Genomic DNA, 22624 nt, shown 5'->3' with positions numbered 1-22624 from the left:
TCATACATCTCTTCGACGTATGGGCCGTTGCCTCCGAAAAGGTGGGTGTTGCCTGAATAGGCAGCGTAGACGGAATTAGTCTCGCTCATATTTCGCTGACCTCCGTTCCCCTCAGGGAAACATTAGTTGGTTGAGAATTACCTTCCGCGACACGGCTGAACCGGTTGGCGGATGCGACTGTGGCATGGGAAGGGCCTGAGTACAACGCACATTGTGCCACGCCTTGCCCAACCGCCAACTTACATAACGCTTATAGGGATATGACGTTGGGATCAAAAAACCCCGCCAAGGCGGGGTCAGAAGGATCAGCCCTTGATCAGCTCAACGATCTGCTGCAAAGCAGCCGGATCGTCCATGGTGGTCAAATCACCAGGGTCCCGGCCCTCGGCCACAGCCTGAATGGCCCGGCGCAGCAGCTTGCCGCTTCGGGTTTTGGGCAAAGCGGACACGAAGAACACCCTTGAAGGCCTGGCCACTGCACCCAATTGTGAGTCCACGACTTTCATGACTTCGCACTCCAACTTGAGGCGAGCGGCTGCATCCGTCAAACCAGAGGTGTCCTTGGCAATGGCAAAAGCCATGGCCACCTGCCCTTTGAGCTGGTCGGCCACACCCACCACCGCCACTTCGGCGACGTTGGGGTGACTGGAAATGCTCTCCTCAATCTCACGAGTACCCAAGCGGTGCCCAGCCACGTTGATCACATCATCGGTACGGCCAAGAATGAAGTAATAACCATCTTCGTCTCGAACCGCCCAGTCGAAGGTGCTGTAGACCAGCTTGCCCGGCACCGTTTTCCAGTAAGTTTTGACAAACCGTGCATCATCGCCCCAAATGGTTTGCAGGTTGCCGGGTGGCAATGGGCCTTCAATCGTCAAAACGCCCTTTTGGTTGGCGCCGGTCAGCTCTTCGCCGGTTTGGTCATCCACCAACTTGACGTTGTAGCCATAAATGGCCTTGCCGGGCGAGCCAAACTTGCTGGGCGCTTTTTCAACGCCATTGCAAATGCTCAAGATGGGCCAGCCAGTCTCGGTCTGCCAATAATTGTCGATGATGGCTTTGCCATTCAAGCCTTCAGAAATCCACTTGGCCGTGGGCTCGTCCAGCGGCTCACCGGCCAAGAACAAGGCTTGCAAACTGGACAAATCGTATTTGCTGAGCAATGCCGGGTCTTGTTTTTTGAGCACCCGAATGGCCGTGGGCGCGCTGAACATGACATTGACTTTGTACTTCTCGACCAAGCTCCACCAAATACCGCCGTCTGGGCGGATCGGCAGTCCTTCATAAAGGACAGTGGCCATGCCGCCAATCAGCGGGCCATAAATGATGTAGCTGTGGCCCACCACCCAACCGATGTCGCTGGTGCAAAAGAAGGTGCCACCCGGCTTGCCTTCAAACACATGCGGCATGCTGGCTGCCAGAGCCACGGTGTAGCCGCCGGTATCGCGCTGAACGCCCTTGGGTTTGCCGGTCGTGCCCGATGTATACAAGGTGTAGCTGGGGTGGGTGGATTCGACCCACTCACAAGGCACGACCGCATCCATGTGCTTGGCACGCTCCGTGGCATAGTCCACGTCACGCAAGGCCACAGGCGTGAAAGCAGCGAGGTGGCGATCCACCATGATCACATTGGCGGGCTTGTGTGCAGACAACTGGATGGCTTCGTCCAGCAAGGGCTTGTAGGGCACCACCTTGCCACCCCGAGAACCGGCATCAGCGCTGATGATGACCTTGGGCGAAGCGTCTTCGATGCGGGTGGCCAAAGAATGGGAGGCGAAACCACCAAACACCACCGAATGGATGGCTCCCAAACGCACGCAAGCCAGCATGGCAAAAGCAGCCTCCGCAATCATGGGCATGTAAATCAACACGCGGTCGCCCTTGACCACGCCCAAATCTTGCAAAACAGCGGCCATGCGCTGCACCTCGGCATGCAAATCGCGGTAGGTGTAGGTCTTTTCCTGGTTCGTCTCGGTCGAAACAAAGATCAAGGCCGGCTGGTCGGCGCGCTCTGCCAAGTGGCGGTCCACCGCGTTGTGGCACAGATTGGTCTGGCCCCCTACAAACCATTTTGCAAATGGTGGATGGCTGTAGTCACAAATTTGCTGCGGCTGGACTTTCCAGTCCACCAATTTGGCTTGCTCGGCCCAAAAAGCATCACGATCATGGATAGATCGCGCGTGGAAATCAGCAAAATTGCCCATGAAAGTCTCCTGTTTACCGGCTAAGTCAATGCGTCTGAACGAAAGGGGCGCACATGCCCCCCCTCTTCTGAATTCATAATTATGGCCAAACGACTTGCTGGAAGCTGACTCAAAGACTCATTTAAAAAGGTTTTGCAGCAGCTTGAAGTCAGGGTGCTCAGCTGTGCGGACCCATTCAAAAGCCACCATCTCGGAGGTGACCAATTCAGCCCCAGCCCCCGCCAAGCGGTCATAGGCGGCATCCCGGTTGCGCTCGGTGCGCGAACTGCAGGCATCGGTCACTACCCATACTTCGTATTCATCTTCCAACAAATCAAGGGCTGTTTGGAGCAGGCAAATATGCGCCTCACAACCCGCCAAGACAATGGTTTGACGCGCTTGGGCAGCCGTCTGGGGTTTTTGCAAATGGCGAGGCAGGCTGCGGGCGTTGCCGCGAGGCGATTGAACGGGTTCGGGTTTCAACCACTCGCCAAGGCCTTCTTCGACCGCGCTGAAATGCATCTTGGCCAAAATCTGTTGACAGTGGTTTCGGATGTCGGGGGGCATCTCGCCCAAGCGAGAGGGGTTTTGCTCCGTGCCCCAGGTCGGCACCTGCAACGCTTTGGCCAAAGTGGCCAGTCGCGCAGCATTGGCCCACACCCCATCGGCATCCAGCATCGCAGGCTTCAAGCGCGCTTGAAAATCCACCAACACCAACTGACTCTCGTCCACTTGCATCAACATCGTTCGTCCTCGGTAAATTGTGGATGGATTGTCGCAGCACAACTGAGCACTATCGCCAAGACTTGGCCTGGCCCAATTTGCACCCAATCAAGTGCACGGGCCACATCCGTTATGCTCAAAGCTTATGCGATGGAAGTTCCTATTTTTAGCCGGCTTGTTTTTAAGCGCTCCCTCTTGGTCTGCCCCTTCCGACGAAGCGGTGGTCACTGCGCTGCCTGACAAAGGCTTTGTATCGCAAATCACTGGTCAACTGAGCTTGGCCAAAGACAAGGCGAGCGATCAAGCAACAGGCATGGTCATCCAGGCGATGAGCCTCTTGGGCGTTCCCTACCGACGGGGCGGCAACACCGAAAGCACCGGTTTTGACTGCAGTGGATTTGTCCGTCACCTCTATGAAAAGTCGGTGGGCCGCCTGTTGCCGCGACGCGCTGAAGAACAAGCACGCGCCACACAAGTGATCGACAAAGAAGAACTGAAACCCGGTGATCTGGTTTTCTTCAACACCATGCGCCGAGCATTCAGCCATGTCGGAATTTATGTCGGTGATGGCCAATTCATCCACTCACCCCGTGCTGGCAAATCCGTGCAGGTAGAAGACATGCGCAGCGCCTACTGGCAAAAAAGGTTCAACGGCGCACGCCGTGTCCCCCTCGACACTGAAAACGCCAAACCATGAAAACCCAAATTGACCACCTCGTGGTGATGGCTCCTTCTTTGGACGTGGGCGTGCAATGGTGCGAAGCCACCTTGGGCATCACCCCTTCTGCTGGTGGCGAACACGAAAAATACGGCACCCACAACCGCCTCTTCAAAATCGCCACACCCCAATTTCCTTTGGCCTATTTTGAAATCATTGCCATCAACCCCGAAGCCGTGATTCCCAAGCGGCTGCAGGTCACACGCTGGTTTGACATGGATGACGCAGTCTTGCAAAAAACCATTGCCCAAGAACCACGCTTGGTGCACTTTGTCAGCAGCACCGATGACATCAAGGCCGCGCGCCACGCCTTGCGAACCCAAGGTATTGAGCGCGGGCAAGTGGTGCATGCCAGTCGCAAATCAAGCAAGGGCATGCTCCACTGGCAAATCACCGTGCGCGAGGATGGCGAGCGCCTGTTCAACGGCTGCTTGCCCACTTTGATTCAATGGGGCAAACCCGATGCCGCAGAACCCTTGCGCTTGCACCCGCGCAACAGCTTGCCCCGCTCTGGTGTGACTTTGCAAAGCCTGACCCTTCACCACCCCAGCGGCCCCAAACTGCAGACCGCACTGGATGCCGTTGGCCTGACGGGTGTGGAGGTCTTGACGGGACCCGCCAATTTGGTGGCCACCCTGCAAACGCCCAAGGGCTTGGTACAACTGCAAAGCTTGGGCGCTTGATCAACTGTCTTTGGGCAACGTGGTCAACAGGGCCATGCCCGCCATCATCACCGCAGCCGTCAACCACAAAGCGCCTTTGAAGCTGCCCGTGGCTTGGGCCATGGCCCCAGCCACCACTGGCGCAATCATTTGTGCAGCACCGTAACTCAAGGTCAAACGCGCCATGGCCTTGCCCGGGTTTTGGGGTGCACGCCGCCCTACCAAGGCCAATGTCAAACTCACGATACCGATGAAAGTAGCCCCATAACCAATGGCACCGGCCAGCGCCGCAGTCAAGGAACCTGATAAAGCCGGCAGCACAATGGACACCGTTTGCAGCCCAAACGCCAGCAGCAAAGCCGGTATGTCACCCCACCGGCGCGCCACTCGGTCCCACAAAAACACAGCGGGCATTGCGGCCAAACCCACCAAAGCCCAAACAAAAGCGCCCTGCCCGGCCAAAGCCGGTTCACGCTCAACAATGGCCACCGTGAACGTGGCACTGATGACAAACCCCCAACCGGCCGCGAAATAACTCAAGGCCATGGTCCTCATCCATCGTTTTGAAACCAACGGCTGCGCTTGCGCCAAAACTTGAGGCGTTGGTGCGGGGGGCACGGGTGGCCGCCAAAGCCAAGCGGGCACAAAAAACAACAATCCCAAAGCAGCAAAAGCCAGCCACTGGTCAGACCAAAGGGACCAGATGCCCGACAAGACCCAAGCACCCAACGCCGAAACCACAATGCCCAGTCCGAGGCCAATGAACAAAACGCCCAACTCAGGCCTTCTGCCTTGCCGCATCAACCAACCCAATACCAAGCCAGAGCCCAACAACATGCCGGTAGCCCCACACAAACCACCCAGAAAACGCCACAGGCCCCAGGCTGGCAACCAGGTTGACATCGCCATGGCCGCTGTCGTCAGTAAAGCCATCCATAAACCTGCACTGTAAAAACGGTGACGCCAACGCACATCGTCCATCCAAGCCGTGACCAAGGCCCCAACGATGTAACCCGCGTAATTGATGGCCGCCAGCCCACCGGCAGCGGCATCGTTCAAACCGGTTTGTGTTTGCAGAGCAGGCAACAAGGGCGTATAGGCAAAACGGGCCAGACCAATGGTCAAAACCAATCCGCAAATCCCGCCAAGCATCACTTGCCAGGCCTGCAAAGGCCGCGTTGTTGAAGAGCTGGTAGTTGTCGTCATGGTCATAGGTTAACGCGAGATTGTGGGCTCGCACTCCATCAAGGGGGCTTTGCCATGAATCTTGTGGTGGGGGGTGTTGACGTCGCTCAGACGACAGAACGCCCGTGTTGTGCAGGGTTTTCACCATGCCACAGCCTGGCACAGAACCCTAAAGTGAATCCAAAACCACAAGGAGACTGTCATGACAACCCACCTTCAATCTGGATCCATCGATCAAACCACTGCGCCGAAACGTTTGGCATCGCCCCTGAGGCGCAGCCTTGGCCTTTTGGCGCTGAGCCTGGGTGCATTGAGCGCCACAGGCGCAGCGGCCCAAGCTTTTCCCAACAAGCCTTTGCGCTTGGTGGTCACCTTTCCTTCGGGGGGAGCGCCCGACATTTTGGCCCGTCTGTTCAGTGAAAAAGCCCAATTGGGGTTTCCGGTGGTGGTCGACAACCGGCCAGGCGCAGGCGGCAACATCGGGGCTGACAATGTGGCCAAGTCACCCGGTGACGGACACACCATCGTCATGGGCACCGTAGGCACGCATTCGATCAATGGCGCGCTTTACGAAAAAATGCCCTATGACATGGTCAAGGATTTCAGCCCCATCTCGTTGATCGCATCGGCTCCCAATTTGCTGGTGGTCAACAATGCCTTGCCCGTCAAAAACGTGCCCGAGCTCATCGCTTACATGAAGGCCAACCCCAACAAGTTGTCGTTTGGGTCTCCTGGCATTGGCACCTCGGTGCACGTCTCCGGTGAGTTGTTCAAGTCACTCACGGGCACCACCATGACGCACGTGCCCTACAAAGGTCGTCAATTCGCCATCCCCGACCTGATCGGCGGTAGCATCCAGGTGATGTTTGACAACATGCCGTCGGCCTTGCCCATGGCCAAAGAGGGCAAAATTCGCGCCTTGGCCCAAACCACGGCCAGGCGTTCACCCGCTGCGCCCGATGTGCCTACCGTGGCCGAATCGGTGCCTGGTTTTGAGGCCACCACATGGTTTGCCATGTTCGCTCCCGCCAACGTACCTCGCCCTGTCATTGACCGACTGAACGCCGAAGTTTTGCGGGTGTTCAAGCTCCCGGACGTGCAAGAACGGCTGAAAACTTTGGGATTAGATGCCGTGCTGTCCAGTCCCGATGAACTGGCGCGTTACCAAGCCACTGAAATCACCAAGTGGGCCAAGGTGGTGAAAGACTCGGGCGCCAAGGCCGAGTGATCTGGCCAAACCAGCAGGCTCCCGGGCCAACACCCGGGTGACCTGTCTGACGTTTAGCCCTCAAGCCACAATGCCTTGATCACGCAGGGCTTTGATCTGCTCTGAGCTCAGGCCCATGCCCGCCAGCACCGTATCGCTGTCTTGACCAACTCGGGGCGCGTTGCGACGGTGACCGCCGGGTGTGCGTGACAACTTGGGCACGATGCCCGGCACCATCAAATCGCTGCCGTCTTCCATGCGCACGGTTTGCAGCATGTCACGCGCTTGGTAATGCGGGTCTTGCGCGATATCGGCAACGGTGTAGATGCGACCAGCTGGCACACTGGCGCGGTCCAGCGCAGCCAATACCTCGTCCACCGTGTGCTGCGCCGTCCAATCACCAATCACCCCATCGATTTCGGCCACTCGGGCCACACGCCCGGTGTTGTCTTTCAGGGCGGGGTCTTGTGCCAGGTCGTCTCGGCCAATTTCGGCCATCAACCGTTTAAAGATGCTGTCGCCGTTGCCCGCAATCAGGGCGTAGCCGCCGTCCTTGCACAGGTAGGCGTTGCTCGGTGCAATGCCCGGCAATGCGCTGCCAGCAGGCCCACGCACAGCGCCAAAGGCGCTGTACTCGGGCAACAAGCTTTCCATGCAGTTGAACATCGCCTCATACAAAGCCACGTCGATCACCTGTCCCCTGCCCGAGTTCTGGCGCTCATGTATGGCCATCAAAATGCCAATCACCCCATGCAAAGCCGCCAGCGTATCGCCAAGGCTGATCCCCACGCGCACAGGCACACGGCCTGGCTCTGCTGTCAGGTGACGGATGCCGCCCATGGCCTCGCCCACCACCCCAAAGCCGGGACGGTCGCGGTAAGGGCCAGTCTGGCCATAACCGCTCACGCGAAGCACGATCAAACGCGGATTCAAAGCCATCAAATCTTCGGGACCCAAACCCCAGTTTTCCATGGCTCCGGGGCGGAAGTTTTCAATCAGCACATCGCTTTCAGCAGCCAACTGGCGCACGATGTCTTGCGCGGCGGGCTGCTTGAGGTCCAGCGCCAAAGACTGCTTGTTGCGCGACTGCACCTGCCACCACACCGAAGTGCCGTCTTTCATCAAGCGCCATTGCCGCAAAGGGTCGCCCGCGCCGGGCGGCTCGATCTTGACCACATCGGCCCCAAAGTCGGCCAAGGTTTTGGCCGCAAAAGGACCAGCAATCAACTGGCCCAGTTCCAGGACCTTGAGGCCCGCCAAAGGGCCGGTAGAGGGTGAAAAAGCTTTTGCGTTGGTCATGGTTTCACAAAGTCTGCATCCACCCAAGCCTGGGCAGTTTGTCGATTGAACTTGAACCCTGCCGCCACCTTGACTTCGGCCAAGGCGGCGCCGCCCTCTTCCTGCGCACTCAACATGGCATAGGGGTTGTCCTCGTCGGGCACGATGCGCAACAGCACCGTGATGCGGCTGTCTTGTCCGTTGACGGTCACGCTTTGGTTGAGCTGTGCGTGCAACTGCTGCTCGCTTCGGCGTACAAACTCGCTGGCGGTTTTGACCAAAGTGATGAATGCAGAGCCATCGAGCGGCTTGGGGTTCTTTTTGTCGCGCCCCATGGTCCACGGCCCCACCAGCGCAGGTTCGCTCTCGCCGGCCTTGTACATGGCCACAGCCCAACCGTCATCATCGTCATTTTTGATGACCTGAGCGGTCCATTGCTCGTTTTGCCAAAGGCGGGGCTCCTGAAGCAAGGGCCGGTCTTGCATTTCTTGCATGTCTGGGGTTTTGTCGTTCACCGGGGAGTTGTCGTTCATCATTTTCTTCAAATCAAGCGCCGATCATGCCTCAAGGCCGCAGGTGCAAGGCCAACAGCAGCACCTGGCTGGCCCCTTGCTCGCGCAAGAGCGCTGCCGCCACCGTGGCTGTCCATCGGGTGCGCACATCAGTGGCCACCAAAAGCACCGCGCCGACAGGCATGGCGGCATCGGGTGCCAGGCCAATGGCCGACTCCAGATGCGCCACCACGGGAGTCGATGCTGCGTCATCCGGCGCATGCCCGCCCATCCAAATGAACACATCGTGCAAAGGCAGTCGCCCCTTTTGGGCGATGTACTCGGCCACGCGCCTGTTCGAAGCCATGTCGGGCGCAGGCAGGGGCACCACACACACCGGGCGGGTGGGCCAATTTTTAGCCCAGCGCCCGAGCAAGGCGACGGCCCCAGTCAAGATCTCGGCAGGCACATCCCCGGGCGCAGCGCTGCGCAGCGCCTGCAGCTCGGTCACCCAGCCCGGGTCGTCAGCATAGGCCACGGCGCGGCCCACCTCAAAGCCGCGAATCGCGCCCTTGCGCCCCACCCCGCTTGGCCAACGTTTGCGCGGCTCGATGTCCACGTCCATGCCACGCAAAAAGTTACGGGCAGCGATCAGTTTCTCGGATGAAGGCGCATGGCCGGGAAACGGCAAATGTCCGGTGCATACCGAGCAGCGACCGCAGGGCGCGGGCGAAGGATCGTCCAGCGCGGTCTGCAAATACGCCATCAAGCAACCCTGACCATGCGCGTACTGGCGCATGATGTCGGCCTCTTGCTGGCGAACCTGGGCCAGCGCGGTCCATTTGCCAGTGTCGTGCTCATACGGCACGCCTGTCGCGCGCCAAGTCGGGCCGTCTTTGTCCACCACGCCCTCCACCGCCAAAATTTTGAGCAGCGCTTCCAGCCGCCCCCGGCGCACGCCCGTGTCGGCTTCGATCTCCAGCAAACTGCGCCCATCCTTGCCCAGGCTTTGCAACACCTTGGCGGCCGTTGACGCGTCAGGGATTGACGCGGTGGCAAAGTAATCCCAAATGCGTTCGTCGGCATCAGACGGCAACAACACCCCTTCGGCATGCGCCACTGCCCTGCCCGCCCGCCCCACCTGTTGGTAATAGGCCACCGGGGTCGAGGGCGAGCCCACATGCACACAAAAACCAAGGTCCGGCTTGTCGTAACCCATGCCCAGCGCTGATGTGGCCACCACCGCCTTGACCTGGTTATGGCGCAATAGTTCTTCGACCTTCAGTCGAGTGTCGGCATCGGTCTGCCCACTGTAGGCTTCAACCGCATGGCCGCAGCCGCGCAAAAAGGCCGTGAGGCGCTCGGCCTCGGCCACCGTCAGCACATACACAATGCCCGAGCCGGGCAGCTGCTCCAGCGCATCGGCAATCCAGGCGTAGCGCTGCAAGGGCGTCAAACCCGGCACCACCGACAGCGTGAGCGAGGTGCGGGCCAAAGTGCCCCGAAAGGTCACGGTGCCCGCGCCCAACTGCTGACCAATGTCGTGCGTTACCCGCTCGTTGGCCGTGGCCGTGGTGGCCAGCACGCTGGCCGTGGGTGTCGACAAAAGCGCCCGCGCCAGCCGCTGGTAATCGGGCCTGAAATCAAAACCCCAATCGCTGATGCAATGTGCCTCGTCGATCACGATCAGGCCCACCCGGGCCAGCAAAACGTCCAGCCGCGCCGCAAATCGTGGGTTGCCCAGCCGCTCGGGTGAAACCAGCAGCACATCGATATCGTCCGCATCGAGCCGCTGAAAGACCTCGTCCCAGTCGTCGATGTTGGTGGAGTTCACGGTGGCCGCCTTCAAGCCAGCCCGCTCGGCGGCGCTGACTTGGTCGCGCATCAGCGCCAAAAGCGGCGACACCACCAAGGTGGGACCAGCGCCTGTGCTGCGGATCGCGTGCGTGGCCGTCCAATACACCGCCGACTTGCCCCAGCCCGTGGCCTGAACCACCAGCACGCGCGACGCCGGTTGCAGCACCGCGTGAACCGCATCCACCTGATCGGTGCGGGGGGCTGCACCCGGCCCGGCCAGACGGACCAGGATGGTGCACGTGTGTTGCTCGGCGAAGTCGCGGGTGTGCGACGGCTGCGCCTGGCTGAATGTGTTCATGGACTCCCCTTGCACGCCTAGTTTGGCGTTTTTTGATCATGGGAGATTGTGCAATGCCGATGGGCGGGGTGAACACCCGGTTCACCGCTGCAGGTCTGACCTACGAAGGCAGAACGCCCTGGCGGAGATGCGCCTGCAGCCCCCGACGAGGCGAAGGCCCGATGGCGGGGGCGTGGCCCAGGCGCGTCCACATTTGCACCGTGTGTCCACGTTCGGCAGCGCCCAGCAACTGGTGCACCGCTTGGTAGTGCGGCTTTTGCTCGGAGTATTCCTGCAAAGCCTGCGACAACGGGTGCATGGACAAGCCCTGCGCCGTAGCCGCCAATTGGGCCCGCACATAAGTGCGACCGACCAGCAGCTGCGAGCTGCGGTCGTTGCGCTCGGTGCTCAGCCAAAAATACGCGGGAGTGCTGGCAATGGCGACATTGAAGCGCTCCAGCTGGCCCTTGATTTCCGAGCTGTCCGGAGCCGGTGCTTGGGTGCGGTCAAACAAACCCAGGGCGTTGATCACTCGCAGCATGGGCGTATTCAGCGAAATGCCATCGCGGTGCTGGGCAATCTCCTGGGGGCCGATGCGCAGCACATGGTAGGACTCCAGCAAGGTGCGCGGCGTGACCAGCTCGGTGCGCCAAGCGTCCATGGCGATCTGCGCGTGGCGAGCCATGGCCGCCTCTTGCGACCGGGTGACGATGCCTAAACTGACAGGCAAACCCTTGACGCTATCCTGCACGGCCTGCAAGGCAGCAGCATCGGGCGTGCGCGTTTCGTACACGCCCTTGTGCGTGTGGCGCTTGAAAACTTGCGCAAACAGCGGGTCGGGCTGCACCTGCGCGTCGCGCACCAGCCGAATGCAGGCGGTGGGCCGGGTATCGGGCGCTTGGGCGCTGTATTCCCCTTCAGGAAACATCGCCACCTCGGTGCGGTAACCGCGCTGGCGTGCCGCCAAGTCCAGCACCTCGATGAAGGTGCCCTGGCTGATCACCAACTGGCGCGACAGCGGATCGGTCTCGGGCAGCAAACGCGTCATGTCCATGCGCAGCACGATGGTGTCCTGCGTGTCCAAGTCCACCAGCCACGACTGCAGGTTGTGCGCGTTGGGCGCCAGCAAGGCGTGCGAGAGCGCCCAGCGGCGGATGTCCAGGCTATCGGCTGGCGGGTTCCAGGCTGCAATGGCCTCGGGCGGCATGCTGCTGTCGCACGCGGTCAAGCTGGACACGGTGGCAGCGGCGATGAGTCCGCCGCCTGCGATTCGCAACATGTGTCGTCTGTTCATGGGGTACTCCTCCGGATTAAAAAAATCATTCAAAAGAACCAAATTCGATTGTCTGAACCTCAGAGACATTACACAATTGCATGCAACCAAATACCAGCCATTCATTCATGAATACATCACATTTCAACTGGGCGCTCATCCCCTCTTTTTTGGCCGCCCTCGAACACGGCAGCCTGATGGGCGCGGCCCGCGCTACCGGGGTGAGCCAGCCTACGCTGGGACGGCACATCGCCGAGCTGGAAGACCAACTCAAACTCGTGCTGTTCGAGCGCACTGGGCGTGGCCTGCAGCCCACCGCGCAGGCATTGGCGCTGGCCGAGGCGGCCCACACCATGCAAGACGGCGCAGCGCGGTTTTCGCGGATGGCTTCGGGCTCTGGGCAAACGGTGCAAGGCCGGGTGCGGCTGTCGGCCAGCCAGCCCGTGGCCTGCTTTTTGATGCCGCCCATCCTGGCCCGCATGCGCCAGGCGCTGCCAGATGTGGTGGTGGATTTGCTGGTCAGCAACTCGGTGAGCAACCTGCTCATGCGCGAGGCCGACATGGCGCTGCGTATGGTCAGGCCCGAACAGGGCAGCCTGGTGGCCCAGCACATTGGCCAAGTGGCGTTGCGAGCCTGTGCCAGCCAAGGCTATTTGCAGCGCAAAGGTACGCCGCTGCAACCCGCAGATCTGCTGGCGCACGACCTCATCACGGGCGACCACAACACCGAGATCGAGGACGGCTTCGCGGCACTGGGTTTTCCGCCCAGCGGCTTGCGCTACGGTCTGCGCACCGATGACCTGATCGCCCGTTGGGCAGCCGTCCAAGCCGGGTTGGGCGTGGGTTTTGTGAGCGAGCACCTGATTGACTCAGACCCGACAGTCCAGGCCATCCTGCCCATGATCGAGCTGCCAGTCTTGCCCGTTTGGCTCACGGTGCATCGCGAGTTGCGTACCAGTGCGCTGATTCGGGCGGTATTTGACTTTTTGGCCGACGAGGTACCGCGCAGTCTAAAAAACTGATGGCAGGTTTCAAATCGGCCAGAGGACGAACTGCCCCACAATCACCACTTTGCACTTTTGTCAGCAGCGGCTTCATTTATGGCGATTCAATGGTTTCCCGGACACATGCACCTCACGCGCAAGGCGATTGGGGAGCGCATCAAAGACATTGACGTCGTCATTGAGATGCTCGACGCCCGCCTGCCGGGCTCGAGCGCCAACCCCATGCTGGCCGATCTGATCGAAGGCAAACCCGCCCTGAAAATCCTGAGCAAGCAAGACTTGGCCGACCCGGTACAAACCGCGGCATGGCTGACCCACTACAACGCCCTGCCCGGCGTGAGCGCTTTGGGCATGGACACCAGCGTGGTGTCTCCCGCCAAAGCCTTGATCGACGCCAGCCGCCAGTTGGCCCCCAACCGGGGCGGTATGGTCAAGCCCATGCGGGTGCTGATCTGCGGCATTCCCAACGTGGGCAAATCGACTCTGATCAACACCCTCAAAGGCAAACGCGCTGCCAAGACCGGTGACGAAGCAGGCGTGACCAAACTGGAGCAGCGCATCACCTTGGCCGATGATTTTTATTTGTACGACACGCCCGGCGTGCTTTGGCCGCGCATCATCGTCGAGCAAAGTGGCTACAACCTGGCCGCCAGCGGCGCGATTGGTGTCAACGCGTTTGACGAAGAGGTGGTGGCGCTGGAGTTGTTGAACTACCTGATTCCGCATTACCCGCAGGCCATCACCGAGCGCTACAAAGTGCAAAACGTGGCCAGCCACACCGACGAAACCTTGCTCGAAGCCATTGCCCGATACCGCGGTGCGATTCAAAGCGGCGGTCGGGTCAACACCACCAAAGCCGCCGAAATCGTGATCTACGATTTCAGATCTGCCGCGTTAGGCCGTTTGACGCTAGAGACCCCCCAAGAGTTTTCCGTTTGGCTGGCAGAAGGCAAAAAAGCCGATGCCGAGCGCGCTGTGCGCAAAGAAGGCGGCAAAAAAGCCAAAAAGGCCTTGAAAGACTGAGCCCAAAATGCAAGCCCACAAACCCACGCCCGACAAAGAAGCGATCGCCCTGTTGCCAGAATTCGAGCGCCTGGGGCTGGACCGCATCAGCTTGGTGAGCACGGGCAGCGAGGCACACCAAGCGCATGACCAGTTAATCGTGGCCAAAGCTTGGGGTTTTGACACCGAGTCCAAACCCACCTTTCGGGTGGGCGAGCAGTCTGACGGGCCGCACATTTTGCAGCTGGCCACGGCCGAACGGGCATGGGTGTTTCAACTGCACGAGCCCGAATGCCGCGCCGTGGCGGCCGACTTATTGGCCCGAGGCGGCATTGCCAAAGCCGGATTCGGCTTGGGCGACGACCGTAAACGCATCGTGGACAAACTGGGCATCGACCCGCAGGGCATCTTGGAGCTCAACACCATCTTTAGGGAGCGCGGTTACCGCAAAGACATGGGCGTAAAAGGTGCGGTGGCGGTGCTGTTCAACCAGCGCTTCATCAAATCCAAAAAAGCGGCCACCAGCAATTGGGCCAACACCCGCCTGAGCGAGGCGCAACTGGTCTACGCCGCCAACGACGCCTATGCAGCCATTCGCGTTTGGCATGCATTGGGCATGTGAAGCGACAGCCCTTGCCCGGTCGGGTGAGGCTGTTCGCATCTCCTCTCAGTTGCTTTAGCCACCAAATGGCAATGAAGAGTGGTGTACCACGATGCGCAGCCTGCCGGCGGAATCTTTGACGTAAGTCCAAGTCTTGTCAACGGTGGTGACCTTGCCCGCTTTGTCGGTGATCATCACATTGCCCATGCTGCTGGCGGAACTGCCCGCAATGAAAATGGCAGCATTTTTCGATTCACAAGCGGTCCAACCATTGAGCGCAAAACCCTTGTCTTTTGGGAAATTGCTGTCGCCGCCAACAAAGTATGCCAAGGCGCCAGCCCGCGTGGTGCGGAAGGTTTGGGGCACCACGGTCAGTGTGGGCTTAAATAATACGGCGCCCATTTGGTAACCGTAAGCCGAGTCAATCACTTGCTCGGCCAAAGCTTTGGCGGCTGCCTGGCCTTTGGTCGCGCCTGTTTGACTGATGTCGACCAAGGCTTTGCACCAAGCGGTCTGAGCACCACGCACTTCGGCTTCGGTGATGCCTTGGTTAACGACCACGGATGCCGATAAGGCACTGGACAAACCCATAAGAGCCATTGAAGTGGCGATCAAATGCTTAGATTTCATGGCTGCGTTCCCAATCATTGAGATAAAAAAAGTTTTAGACATCCGGCAAGTCGTCAGGTGTCCTTTCGCATTAAAAAAGACTTTGATGGTCTTTTTTTTGAATATTTAATGACTCTTTATTGGGAGTGGCATTAACAAGAGATGACAACCATCAGCACAGGATGCGGACAGCGACAATAGGAAAATGTTCAGAAAACAACTCAGTTGGGTCTTACTCTTTTTGGCCGCCTGCATTGTGTTGCAGGGTGTTGGGGCAGTTTTTGCGCTGCGTGAAGCAGAACGTCAAGTCGTTCGCGGGCGCATTGCCAGCGATATTCACCAAGGGTTTGTGCAACTGTCGGCCACCAAGCAGCACCTGCGTGCATGGGTGACTCAACACAAAATTGGGGCCGGAGGCAACCCGGCAGCCCGCGAGGCCTTGCTCAACGAGATGCACCAAACCTTGGCCGATTTGGCGAACCTGGCCCGAACAGCGTCCAGCTTGGGCATGGACCGCAGCGATGGCGAGGAGCAAACAGCCAGACAAGAGGCTTTGCATGTTTTAGGGCAAAACGTCAAAACACTCGGAGACGCCGTTGGACAAGTTAAAACCCTGCCAGCCGATATTCCGGCCCGTTTGGGGTGGGACACCTTGAGCGAGGTTTTCGAAAAGTCGGAGGGGCGTGATTTGCGCGAGTTGATTGGTCAAAGCATTGTTCGTGAACGTGCCGCCATGCTGCGAGAGCGCCAAGCCGCAGATGCCACACTGGCGCGTATCCGTTGGTTATGGGTGGGCATGGCCTTGTCACTGGCCTTGTTGGCATTGGGCGCTACGGTCTATTTTGCGCGAGCCCTGCGACGCCCCATCGACGAATTGGCCCGAGGTGCGCACAAACTCCGACAAGGGCGATTGCAGCACCGCATTCCGCTGAATGGTCAGGATGAGTTTTCGGACGTGGCACGCAGCATGAACGCCATGGCTGCAGCCTTAGAGATGCACAGCCAGCAAGAAACCGAACAGCGTCATCGGCTGGAGTCTGAAGTGCGCGAACGCACCAGCGCCTTGCATGAGGCGAACAAGTCTTTGCAGCAAACCGACACAAGGCGCAGACAACTGCTGGCCGATATCAGCCACGAGTTGCGCACCCCAACCACCGCCATTCGAGGTGAAGCCGAAATCACCCTGCGCGGTGGTGAAAGACCCAGCCCCGAGTACCGCGAAGCGTTGCAACGCATTGTGGCGATTTCGCGCCAACTGGGATCGGTGATTGACGACTTGCTCGCGATGGCTCGCAGCGACATGGAGACGCTGAGCATCGTGCACCAAACAGTCGACCTGTCCGAACCCTTGGCCGATGCCTTGTCTCAGGCCAGCGCCCTGGCGGGCGAAAGGAGTATCCACATCGATTGCCCTGTTATGCCCAAAGGCACGGTCAAGGTGATGGGGGATGGGCAACGCCTGAGTCAACTGTTACTGCTTTTGCTGGACAACGCCGTGCGCTATTCGCACAGCAATGGCACGGTCACAGTCCGCTGGGAACGCAGCACCGATTTTCCACCCATGTTGATGCTGCAGGTCATCGACCAAGGTATTGGCATCCCTGCTGAGGAGCTGCACCAAGTTTTTGACCGCCATTTTCGGGGTAGCCTGGCACGCTTGCACCGAGCAGCAGGCAGTGGTTTGGGTCTGCCCATTGCCAAGGCCTTGGTCTTGGCTCACGGCGGCAATTTAACGCTGCAAAGCCCTGCCGATGAAATTCGAAACACGGGAACTTGCGTGGTTTTGAACTTGCCATTGTTGACCCGCCCCGTCTTAGAAACCCCTCAAAAAGCTCAAACATGAACATCATCCTGATCGAAGATGACACTCGAATTGCCGACTTTTTACAACGCGGTTTGAGGGCCGAAGGGCTGCAGGTGCAACGAGCTGCAACAGGTCCAGAAGGGCTGGCCTTGGTACTGGAGACAGCCCGGCAAAACAAAACCGAAAACGCTGTCACCGTGGTCATTTTGGATTTGATGCTCCCCGGCATGAACGGCATGGAAATCTGCCAAACTCTGCGTGCAAAAGGCATCACGTTTCCTTTGCTCATGCTCACAGCCTTGAACACCTTGGAAGAAAGAGTGGCAGGTCTTCGCATGGGGGCCGACGATTACATGTGCAAGCCCTTTGAGTTTGAAGAATTACTGGCCCGGTTGGAGGCCTTAGCGCGGCGAGGATCCGGCCTGCAAAGCACCCGTCCTGCCCAGCTGCAAGTGGCCGACATCGTGCTTGACCGCGAATCGATGCGGGCCAGTCGCTCTGGGGAGGCCCTGAACCTGACGGCGCGTGAGTTGGCCCTGCTGGAACTGCTGATGACTGCGCCTGGCCGCATGTTCAGTCGCGAACGGATTTTGTCCAGTGTTTGGGGTTTGAACGAGGACCCGCTGACGAATGTGGTGGATGTCTACATTCGGCGCTTGCGAAGCAAAATCGATGAGGGTCGCCCGGTGCCCTTGATTCAAACCATGCGCGGTCTGGGTTACCGGCTTGAGGCACCCACCGAATAATGGGACTGAAGGTCATGACCCCTGCAGGTCTCATCGCTGATTTCACCGTGCCTGACCAGCCAAGTGCAAAACGCCTCGACCGCCGGCGTTCTCCTCAATGATTCGGGATAGCAAAAGAAATAACCCCGGTCGTTGTGCACCACTTCCGTAAAGGGAATGACCAACTTCCCGGCCTCCAAGTAATCCTCAATCAGGCACCGCTGCACCATTGCAACACCCAAACCACTGACGGCCGCCTCCAGCAACTGGCTAACTTGGTCAAAACTGGCAGCAGCTTGAATGTCGCGATGATCAATGGCCTCATTTGAAAGACAAGCGATCGTTTCGAACCAGTGATGCCATGTGTGCGGGTGATGTGCATGAAACAACAAGGGCCATTTCAACAAATCAGCTGGTTTCTGCAGGGGCTTAGGGCCTGTCAAATCGACCGGACGACAAACAGGAACAATTTGACGACCCACCACATAAGTGGCTTCTAAACCGACAGGCCAGTGCCCATTGCCACCGCACAAGCTCGCCCCCTGAGAGGCCAAAAGCGGGTAATCACCCGCACGGTAGGGCACAAACTCCAAACTGATTTCAGGGTGTTCACGTTGAAACTCCGGAAGGCGTCGAATCAACCAGTGGCTGGCCAAGGTGGGCGTGACCGACAAACGAAGCACAAGGTTGGCAGACCTGACTTTGGCTTTGGCTGCTGCAGACTCCAGCGCATCCAAGGCGGGTGCCACCAAGCTCAAGTAATCACGCCCGTGGTCAGTGAGTTCACATCCTCGGACATTTCGGGTGAACAGTTGACACCCCAGATCGGCCTCAACTCTGGAGATGGCGCGGCTGACGGCGCCCGGTGTGACGCACAAAATTTCGGCTGCCTTTAGAAAAGTGCCCAGCCTCGCTGCCGCAACAAAGGCGTGTAACTCTGACAGTGAGGGCGAAGCAATGCGCATAGTGAATTTTAGTCACTATTGACAGCCCGAATGTCGCTCGCCAATCATCAAACTGCCTTTCAAAATGGTGTTTTTCAAGGAGGCTGGTGATGCGTGTCAAATTACTTTCTATTTTGGCTTTGGTGTGTTTGCAGGCCCTCTCAGCGGTGGTGCAGGCACAGGCTTTCCCTCAAAAACCCATTAAATTGATCGTTCCTTTCGCGCCTGGCGGATCAACCGACATGGTTGCGAGGCTGCTGGCTGAACGCATGAGCCCGATCTTGGGTCAAAGCGTTGTGGTGGAAAACCGCGCGGGTGTGGGCGGCGTTTTGGGTGCTGATGCAGTGGCAAAAGCAAGCCCAGACGGTTACACGCTGTTGATGGGAACCGTCAGCACGCATGGCGCCAGCCCAGCGGTGTACAAAAAAATCCCCTATGACGCCGCCAAAGATTTTGAACCCATCACCAACGTCATGTCAGTGCCCAGTGTCCTGACCGTTCACCCCAAACTGCCCGTCAAAAACTTGCAAGAGTTTGTGGCCTTGGCCAAGGCCTCGCCGGGAAAATACTCCTATGGATCGCCAGGCAACGGCTCCTTGGGCCATGCCAACGTCGAAAACCTTTTGCAATTGGCAGGCATCAAACTCTTGCATGTGCCCTACAAAGGGGGAGGACCTGCGCTGAACGACGCTTTGGCTGGCCAAATCGACGCACTGACCGACAACCTGCCTTCCACCCTGCCGCATATCCAGGCAGGACGTTTACGTCCGCTGGCCTTGTTGTCACCTCAGCGCAGCAAACTGTTGCCCGATCTGCCTACCTACAAAGAATCTGGTTATCCAGATTTGGATGAAGGCGGATGGTTTGGATTGCTGGCGCCCGCCAAAACACCACGGGCTGTTGTACTCAAGCTCAATGAGGCCGCACACCAAGCCATGCAAGACCCTGCATTCAAGGCACGCGCTGAAACGATTGACGGTATCTCTATGGCCAACACCCCCGAACAATTTGGCGAGCAAATCAAGCGGGCTTTGGCGCGTTACCAGCGCATTGCAAAGTCTGCCAACATTCAAATCGACTGAGAGAACGCGACATGGCTGAGTCAAGTTATGTGTTGAGCCGCCCTGAAAACAAACGGCGTTTGCCCTTGGTGTGCGACTCGCCACACAGCGGAACCAACTACCCATCAGATTTCAGGTCTGCACTGCCCTTCGCGCAGCTCCGCCAAACAGAAGACACCGACATCGACGCTTTGTGGGCCGGTGTGCCCGCCGTTGGCGGCACATTGGTGTCCGCCTTGTTCCCACGTTGTTACATCGACCCTAACCGTGCGCTAGAAGATCTGGACCCATCGCTGATCGCTGGGACTTGGCCGGTGCCTTTGGCACCTGGCCCCAAATCGAAATTGGGTTATGGCCTGATTTTCAGCAAAGTCGATGCCCACAACATGATTTACGACCGGCAACTGACGGTGCAAGAAATTCAACAAAGAATTGACCACTACTGGCAACCCTACCGATCTGCGCTGGATGAGGAAATACGTTCGTCCTACGACGCATTTGGCAGCGTCTGGCATTTGAATTTGCACTCCATGCCGCAAAATGCTTATGAAAGGCTGGGCATCAAAACCGACAAACCTTTGGCAGATTTTGTTCTCGGTGATCGGGACGGCACCACCTGTGAACCCGCATTCGTGAGTTTGGTTGAAGAAAGCCTTCGTTCGTGTGGCTACTCCGTTGCTCGAAATGACCCTTACAAAGGCGTCGCCCTGCTAGAGCAAATCGGTCAACCTGCACAAAGACGGCACAGCCTACAGATTGAAATCCGCAGACCGTTGTACATGCATGAAGCCAGCCGTGAACGCAACGCTGATTTTGACAAGCTCAAATTGAGCCTGGACAAGACACTGAGCGATGTGGCTCTGTATGTCCAATCTCAAGTGGGTGGTCAAAAAGCTTGATCCTCAAGAAAGACTTAAGCGGTCTGTCTGGACGGTTTGAAAAGCATAAAGCACCTCGGACAAGGCACTCAGTTTGATGGGCTTGGGTAAGAAATGGTCCATGCCAGCTTGCCGACAGCGCGCTTGGTCTTCAATGAACGCGTCGGCAGTCACCGCAATGATGGGCAATGCTGTGCGCCCTTGAAAGCGTTCCCAATCTCGTATCTGACGAGTCGCTTCATAACCATCCAGCACAGGCATTTGCACATCCATCAAAATGGCCGAGATCGCATCGGCTTCCAGCATCACCCGTTTTACAGCCAGCTGCCCATTGTCAACGGCAATTGCCTCAAAACCCAGTTGGTTCAGCATCGCACAAATCACCTGCTGATTGACTCGGTTGTCCTCCACCACCAACACTCGGCCTGACATTTGTTGAGATGAATCTTGGGGCATCAGGCCGGTCCGATGACAAGTATCGACTTCTGACAGATCCACCGCATCGGTCATGACATCCAAACGCAGACGAATCCAAAACCTCGCGCCCTCGCCTTCTTTGCTTTCAACCCCGACTTCTCCTCCCATCAGTTGCGTCAGACTTTTGACGATGGACAAGCCCAAGCCAGTGCCTCCAAATTGACGCGTTGTCGAGTCATCGACTTGGCTAAAAGGCTGGAACAACAAGGGCATTTTTGGTGCAGGAATTCCCATGCCTGAGTCCTGTACAGCCCACTCAACACAAGCAGACCCGTCCACTTGACTCAACTCGGTCGCCTCAATGCGCACTTCCCCCACCGCAGTAAATTTGATGGCGTTGTTCGTCAAATTGGACAACATCTGTTTCAATCGATTGGCATCCCCTCGATAACGCCTGCCATGTGGCCCATTCCACTGAACACTCAACTTCAGATCTTTGGCTGTCGCGTTGTTGGCAAACAAGGCTTGGGTGTTGAGCAAAAGCTCGACTGGATTGACCATACCCGCTCCAAGGGTCTGGGTTCCTGACTCAATTTTTGACAAATCCAAAATATCGTTGAGCAACGTCAACAGCGACTGGCCCGATTGCAATATGGTGCGTGCATGGTCTTGTGTCTTTTTTGAATCAACAGGTCCTGACAGCAGCAACTGAGCCATGCCCAACACGCCATTCATGGGTGTACGCAATTCATGGGACATGGTCGCCAAGAAGCGGCTTTTGGCCTCGTTGGCAGCTTTGGCCAACGTCACAGCACGGCTCAATTCAGCGGTGCGCTGCTCCACTTTTTCTTCAAGTTGCTCTCTGTTGCGAGCCAACTCGTTGGTCCGGCTCTCCACGATTTCCATCATGCGGTCGAATGCAGCAGCCGTTCGCCCGACTTCATCCTCACCCACCACAGACACTCGCTTGGTGTAATCACCGCTGTGCTCAACTTCCACAATGGTGTTGAGCAAACTCGTCAGAGGCCGAATCATGGAGTTGATCAATCGCATCAACATGAAACTGATCAGGACCAAGATGCCGGACACAACAGCTGCCAACACTATTTTCACTTGGTCAATGGTCTGATTGGCATCGGCCAATGCTTGGTTCATCAACTGACGTTGCCACTCTTTTTGAGCCCCAATGTGATCCAACTGACGATTGCGGGCAGGCACCAAGTCGGTGGTCAATAAGGCGTATGCCGCCGCTACTTGACCCGTTTGCGCGTGGCCCACAACCTGCAGTGACAGGCGCCAAAACACATCATCCGCTTCACGGATATTTTTCATGATGTCTCGACCCACGTCGGTGGACAAATTGGCTTCCGTTTCATGGATCAAATCCACCAATCTGCTGCGATCTTTTCCAATACGTTCAATCGCAGCATGGAGTTCTGTGGGATCCTTGGCCGACAAAATGGCATGCCGCGCCTCCAGTGAAATTTTGACCATCAACAGCTCAACTCGGGTCATGCGATCAACCTGAGGCTCATACATATCGATGATTTGCTTTGCACTGGATTGAACATGGTGCAAGGTCCACCAACTCACCATCACAACAGCAAACAGCAAACTGCCCATTAACCCAAATCCAATCAGGAGTCTGAAGCGTATCGATAAGCGGCTGATAAAGATATTCATCGCAATAGTTCTTAAAAATCAATTTTTATATTGTAATAAATA

The 22624-nt window shown here is 57.8% G+C and carries 20 protein-coding genes; 10 read left to right on the top strand and 10 right to left on the bottom strand.

Features of this window, described 5'->3' with window-relative positions:
- Positions 1-305: 305 nt before the first annotated feature.
- Together Q1M54_RS08050 and Q1M54_RS08045 are read right to left on the bottom strand one after the other, a co-directional pair.
- A complete protein-coding gene (locus Q1M54_RS08050) occupies positions 306-2204 on the bottom strand; it encodes a propionate--CoA ligase (RefSeq protein ID WP_300556041.1) in 1899 nt (632 codons plus the stop codon).
- A 117-nt stretch (positions 2205-2321) separates the two neighbouring features.
- Entirely contained in the window at positions 2322-2927 is a 606-nt protein-coding gene (locus Q1M54_RS08045) for an isochorismatase family protein (protein WP_300556039.1), read from the bottom strand.
- A gap of 124 nt (positions 2928-3051) precedes the next feature.
- Between Q1M54_RS08045 and Q1M54_RS08040 the strand changes: the two genes are divergently transcribed.
- Positions 3052-3603: a C40 family peptidase gene (locus Q1M54_RS08040; protein WP_300556037.1), complete on the top strand. Its 552-nt coding sequence runs from the start codon at positions 3052-3054 to the stop codon at positions 3601-3603.
- Entirely contained in the window at positions 3600-4307 is a 708-nt protein-coding gene (locus Q1M54_RS08035) for a VOC family protein (protein ID WP_300556034.1), read from the top strand. The genes Q1M54_RS08040 and Q1M54_RS08035 overlap by 4 nt, the downstream gene beginning before the upstream one ends.
- Here Q1M54_RS08035 and Q1M54_RS08030 read toward each other — a convergent pair whose 3' ends face one another.
- Positions 4308-5492 (bottom strand): YbfB/YjiJ family MFS transporter, encoded by a 1185-nt coding sequence (locus Q1M54_RS08030; protein ID WP_300556032.1) that lies wholly within the window; start codon positions 5490-5492, stop codon positions 4308-4310.
- Between the two features lie 181 nt (positions 5493-5673).
- Between Q1M54_RS08030 and Q1M54_RS08025 the strand changes: the two genes are divergently transcribed.
- On the top strand, positions 5674-6699 hold the full coding sequence (locus Q1M54_RS08025; protein ID WP_300556030.1) for a tripartite tricarboxylate transporter substrate binding protein: 1026 nt from the start codon (positions 5674-5676) through the stop codon (positions 6697-6699).
- A gap of 60 nt (positions 6700-6759) precedes the next feature.
- On the opposite strand, the gene Q1M54_RS08020 is transcribed toward Q1M54_RS08025, so the two are convergent.
- From Q1M54_RS08020 to Q1M54_RS08005, 4 genes are all read right to left on the bottom strand, one after another.
- A complete protein-coding gene (locus tag Q1M54_RS08020) occupies positions 6760-7977 on the bottom strand; it encodes a CaiB/BaiF CoA-transferase family protein (protein WP_300556028.1) in 1218 nt (405 codons plus the stop codon).
- Positions 7974-8450, bottom strand: coding sequence for a hypothetical protein (locus Q1M54_RS08015; RefSeq protein WP_300556047.1), 477 nt, complete (start codon positions 8448-8450; stop codon positions 7974-7976). The genes Q1M54_RS08020 and Q1M54_RS08015 overlap by 4 nt, the downstream gene beginning before the upstream one ends.
- 70 nt (positions 8451-8520) lie before the next feature.
- A complete protein-coding gene (locus Q1M54_RS08010; RefSeq protein ID WP_300556026.1) occupies positions 8521-10602 on the bottom strand; it encodes a DEAD/DEAH box helicase in 2082 nt (693 codons plus the stop codon).
- 100 nt (positions 10603-10702) lie between these two features.
- Positions 10703-11875 carry a twin-arginine translocation pathway signal protein gene (locus Q1M54_RS08005; protein ID WP_300556024.1) on the bottom strand — a complete coding sequence of 391 codons (1173 nt, stop codon included), beginning with the start codon at positions 11873-11875 and terminating at the stop codon, positions 10703-10705.
- A 107-nt stretch (positions 11876-11982) separates the two neighbouring features.
- Here Q1M54_RS08005 and Q1M54_RS08000 point away from each other — a divergent pair, with 107 nt between their 5' ends.
- The 3 genes from Q1M54_RS08000 to Q1M54_RS07990 all read left to right on the top strand — a co-directional run bounded on the left by Q1M54_RS08000 (position 11983) and on the right by Q1M54_RS07990 (position 14482).
- Positions 11983-12876 (top strand): LysR family transcriptional regulator, encoded by an 894-nt coding sequence (locus Q1M54_RS08000; protein WP_300556023.1) that lies wholly within the window; start codon positions 11983-11985, stop codon positions 12874-12876.
- Positions 12877-12954: 78 nt separating this feature from the next.
- Positions 12955-13881, top strand: coding sequence for a ribosome biogenesis GTPase YlqF (ylqF, locus tag Q1M54_RS07995; protein WP_300556021.1), 927 nt, complete (start codon positions 12955-12957; stop codon positions 13879-13881).
- Between the two features lie 7 nt (positions 13882-13888).
- The gene (locus Q1M54_RS07990; protein WP_300556019.1) at positions 13889-14482 is read left to right on the top strand and encodes a 3'-5' exonuclease; all 594 of its coding nucleotides are present in this window, start codon (positions 13889-13891) and stop codon (positions 14480-14482) included.
- Positions 14483-14536: 54 nt separating this feature from the next.
- Here the strand turns inward: Q1M54_RS07990 and Q1M54_RS07985 are convergent, their stop codons facing one another.
- On the bottom strand, positions 14537-15091 hold the full coding sequence (locus Q1M54_RS07985) for a hypothetical protein (RefSeq protein WP_300556017.1): 555 nt from the start codon (positions 15089-15091) through the stop codon (positions 14537-14539).
- Positions 15092-15275: 184 nt separating this feature from the next.
- Between Q1M54_RS07985 and Q1M54_RS07980 the strand changes: the two genes are divergently transcribed.
- Complete coding sequence (locus Q1M54_RS07980; RefSeq protein ID WP_300556015.1) at positions 15276-16913, top strand: HAMP domain-containing sensor histidine kinase; 1638 nt, start codon at positions 15276-15278, stop codon at positions 16911-16913.
- Positions 16910-17620 (top strand): response regulator transcription factor, encoded by a 711-nt coding sequence (locus Q1M54_RS07975; protein WP_300556013.1) that lies wholly within the window; start codon positions 16910-16912, stop codon positions 17618-17620. The genes Q1M54_RS07980 and Q1M54_RS07975 overlap by 4 nt, the downstream gene beginning before the upstream one ends.
- Here Q1M54_RS07975 and Q1M54_RS07970 read toward each other — a convergent pair.
- Positions 17593-18564 (bottom strand): LysR substrate-binding domain-containing protein, encoded by a 972-nt coding sequence (locus Q1M54_RS07970; RefSeq protein ID WP_300556011.1) that lies wholly within the window; start codon positions 18562-18564, stop codon positions 17593-17595. The two genes, Q1M54_RS07975 and Q1M54_RS07970, sit on opposite strands and share 28 nt — an antisense overlap.
- Before the next feature lie 89 nt (positions 18565-18653).
- Between Q1M54_RS07970 and Q1M54_RS07965 the strand changes: the two genes are divergently transcribed.
- Both Q1M54_RS07965 and Q1M54_RS07960 read left to right on the top strand, forming a co-directional pair.
- Positions 18654-19625: a tripartite tricarboxylate transporter substrate binding protein BugE gene (locus Q1M54_RS07965; protein ID WP_300556009.1), complete on the top strand. Its 972-nt coding sequence runs from the start codon at positions 18654-18656 to the stop codon at positions 19623-19625.
- Between the two features lie 11 nt (positions 19626-19636).
- Entirely contained in the window at positions 19637-20503 is an 867-nt protein-coding gene (locus Q1M54_RS07960) for an N-formylglutamate amidohydrolase (protein WP_300556007.1), read from the top strand.
- Between the two features lie 3 nt (positions 20504-20506).
- On the opposite strand, the gene Q1M54_RS07955 is transcribed toward Q1M54_RS07960, so the two are convergent.
- Complete coding sequence (locus Q1M54_RS07955) at positions 20507-22582, bottom strand: ATP-binding protein (protein ID WP_300556005.1); 2076 nt, start codon at positions 22580-22582, stop codon at positions 20507-20509.
- Positions 22583-22624 lie beyond the last annotated feature (42 nt).

Origin of the sequence: Limnohabitans sp. Rim8, assembly GCF_943326455.1 — a bacterium.
In the GTDB taxonomy this organism is placed as follows: domain Bacteria; phylum Pseudomonadota; class Gammaproteobacteria; order Burkholderiales; family Burkholderiaceae_C; genus Limnohabitans_A.
Note: the sequence above shows the minus strand (reverse complement) of the source record. Positions and strands in the feature narration are given on the sequence as shown.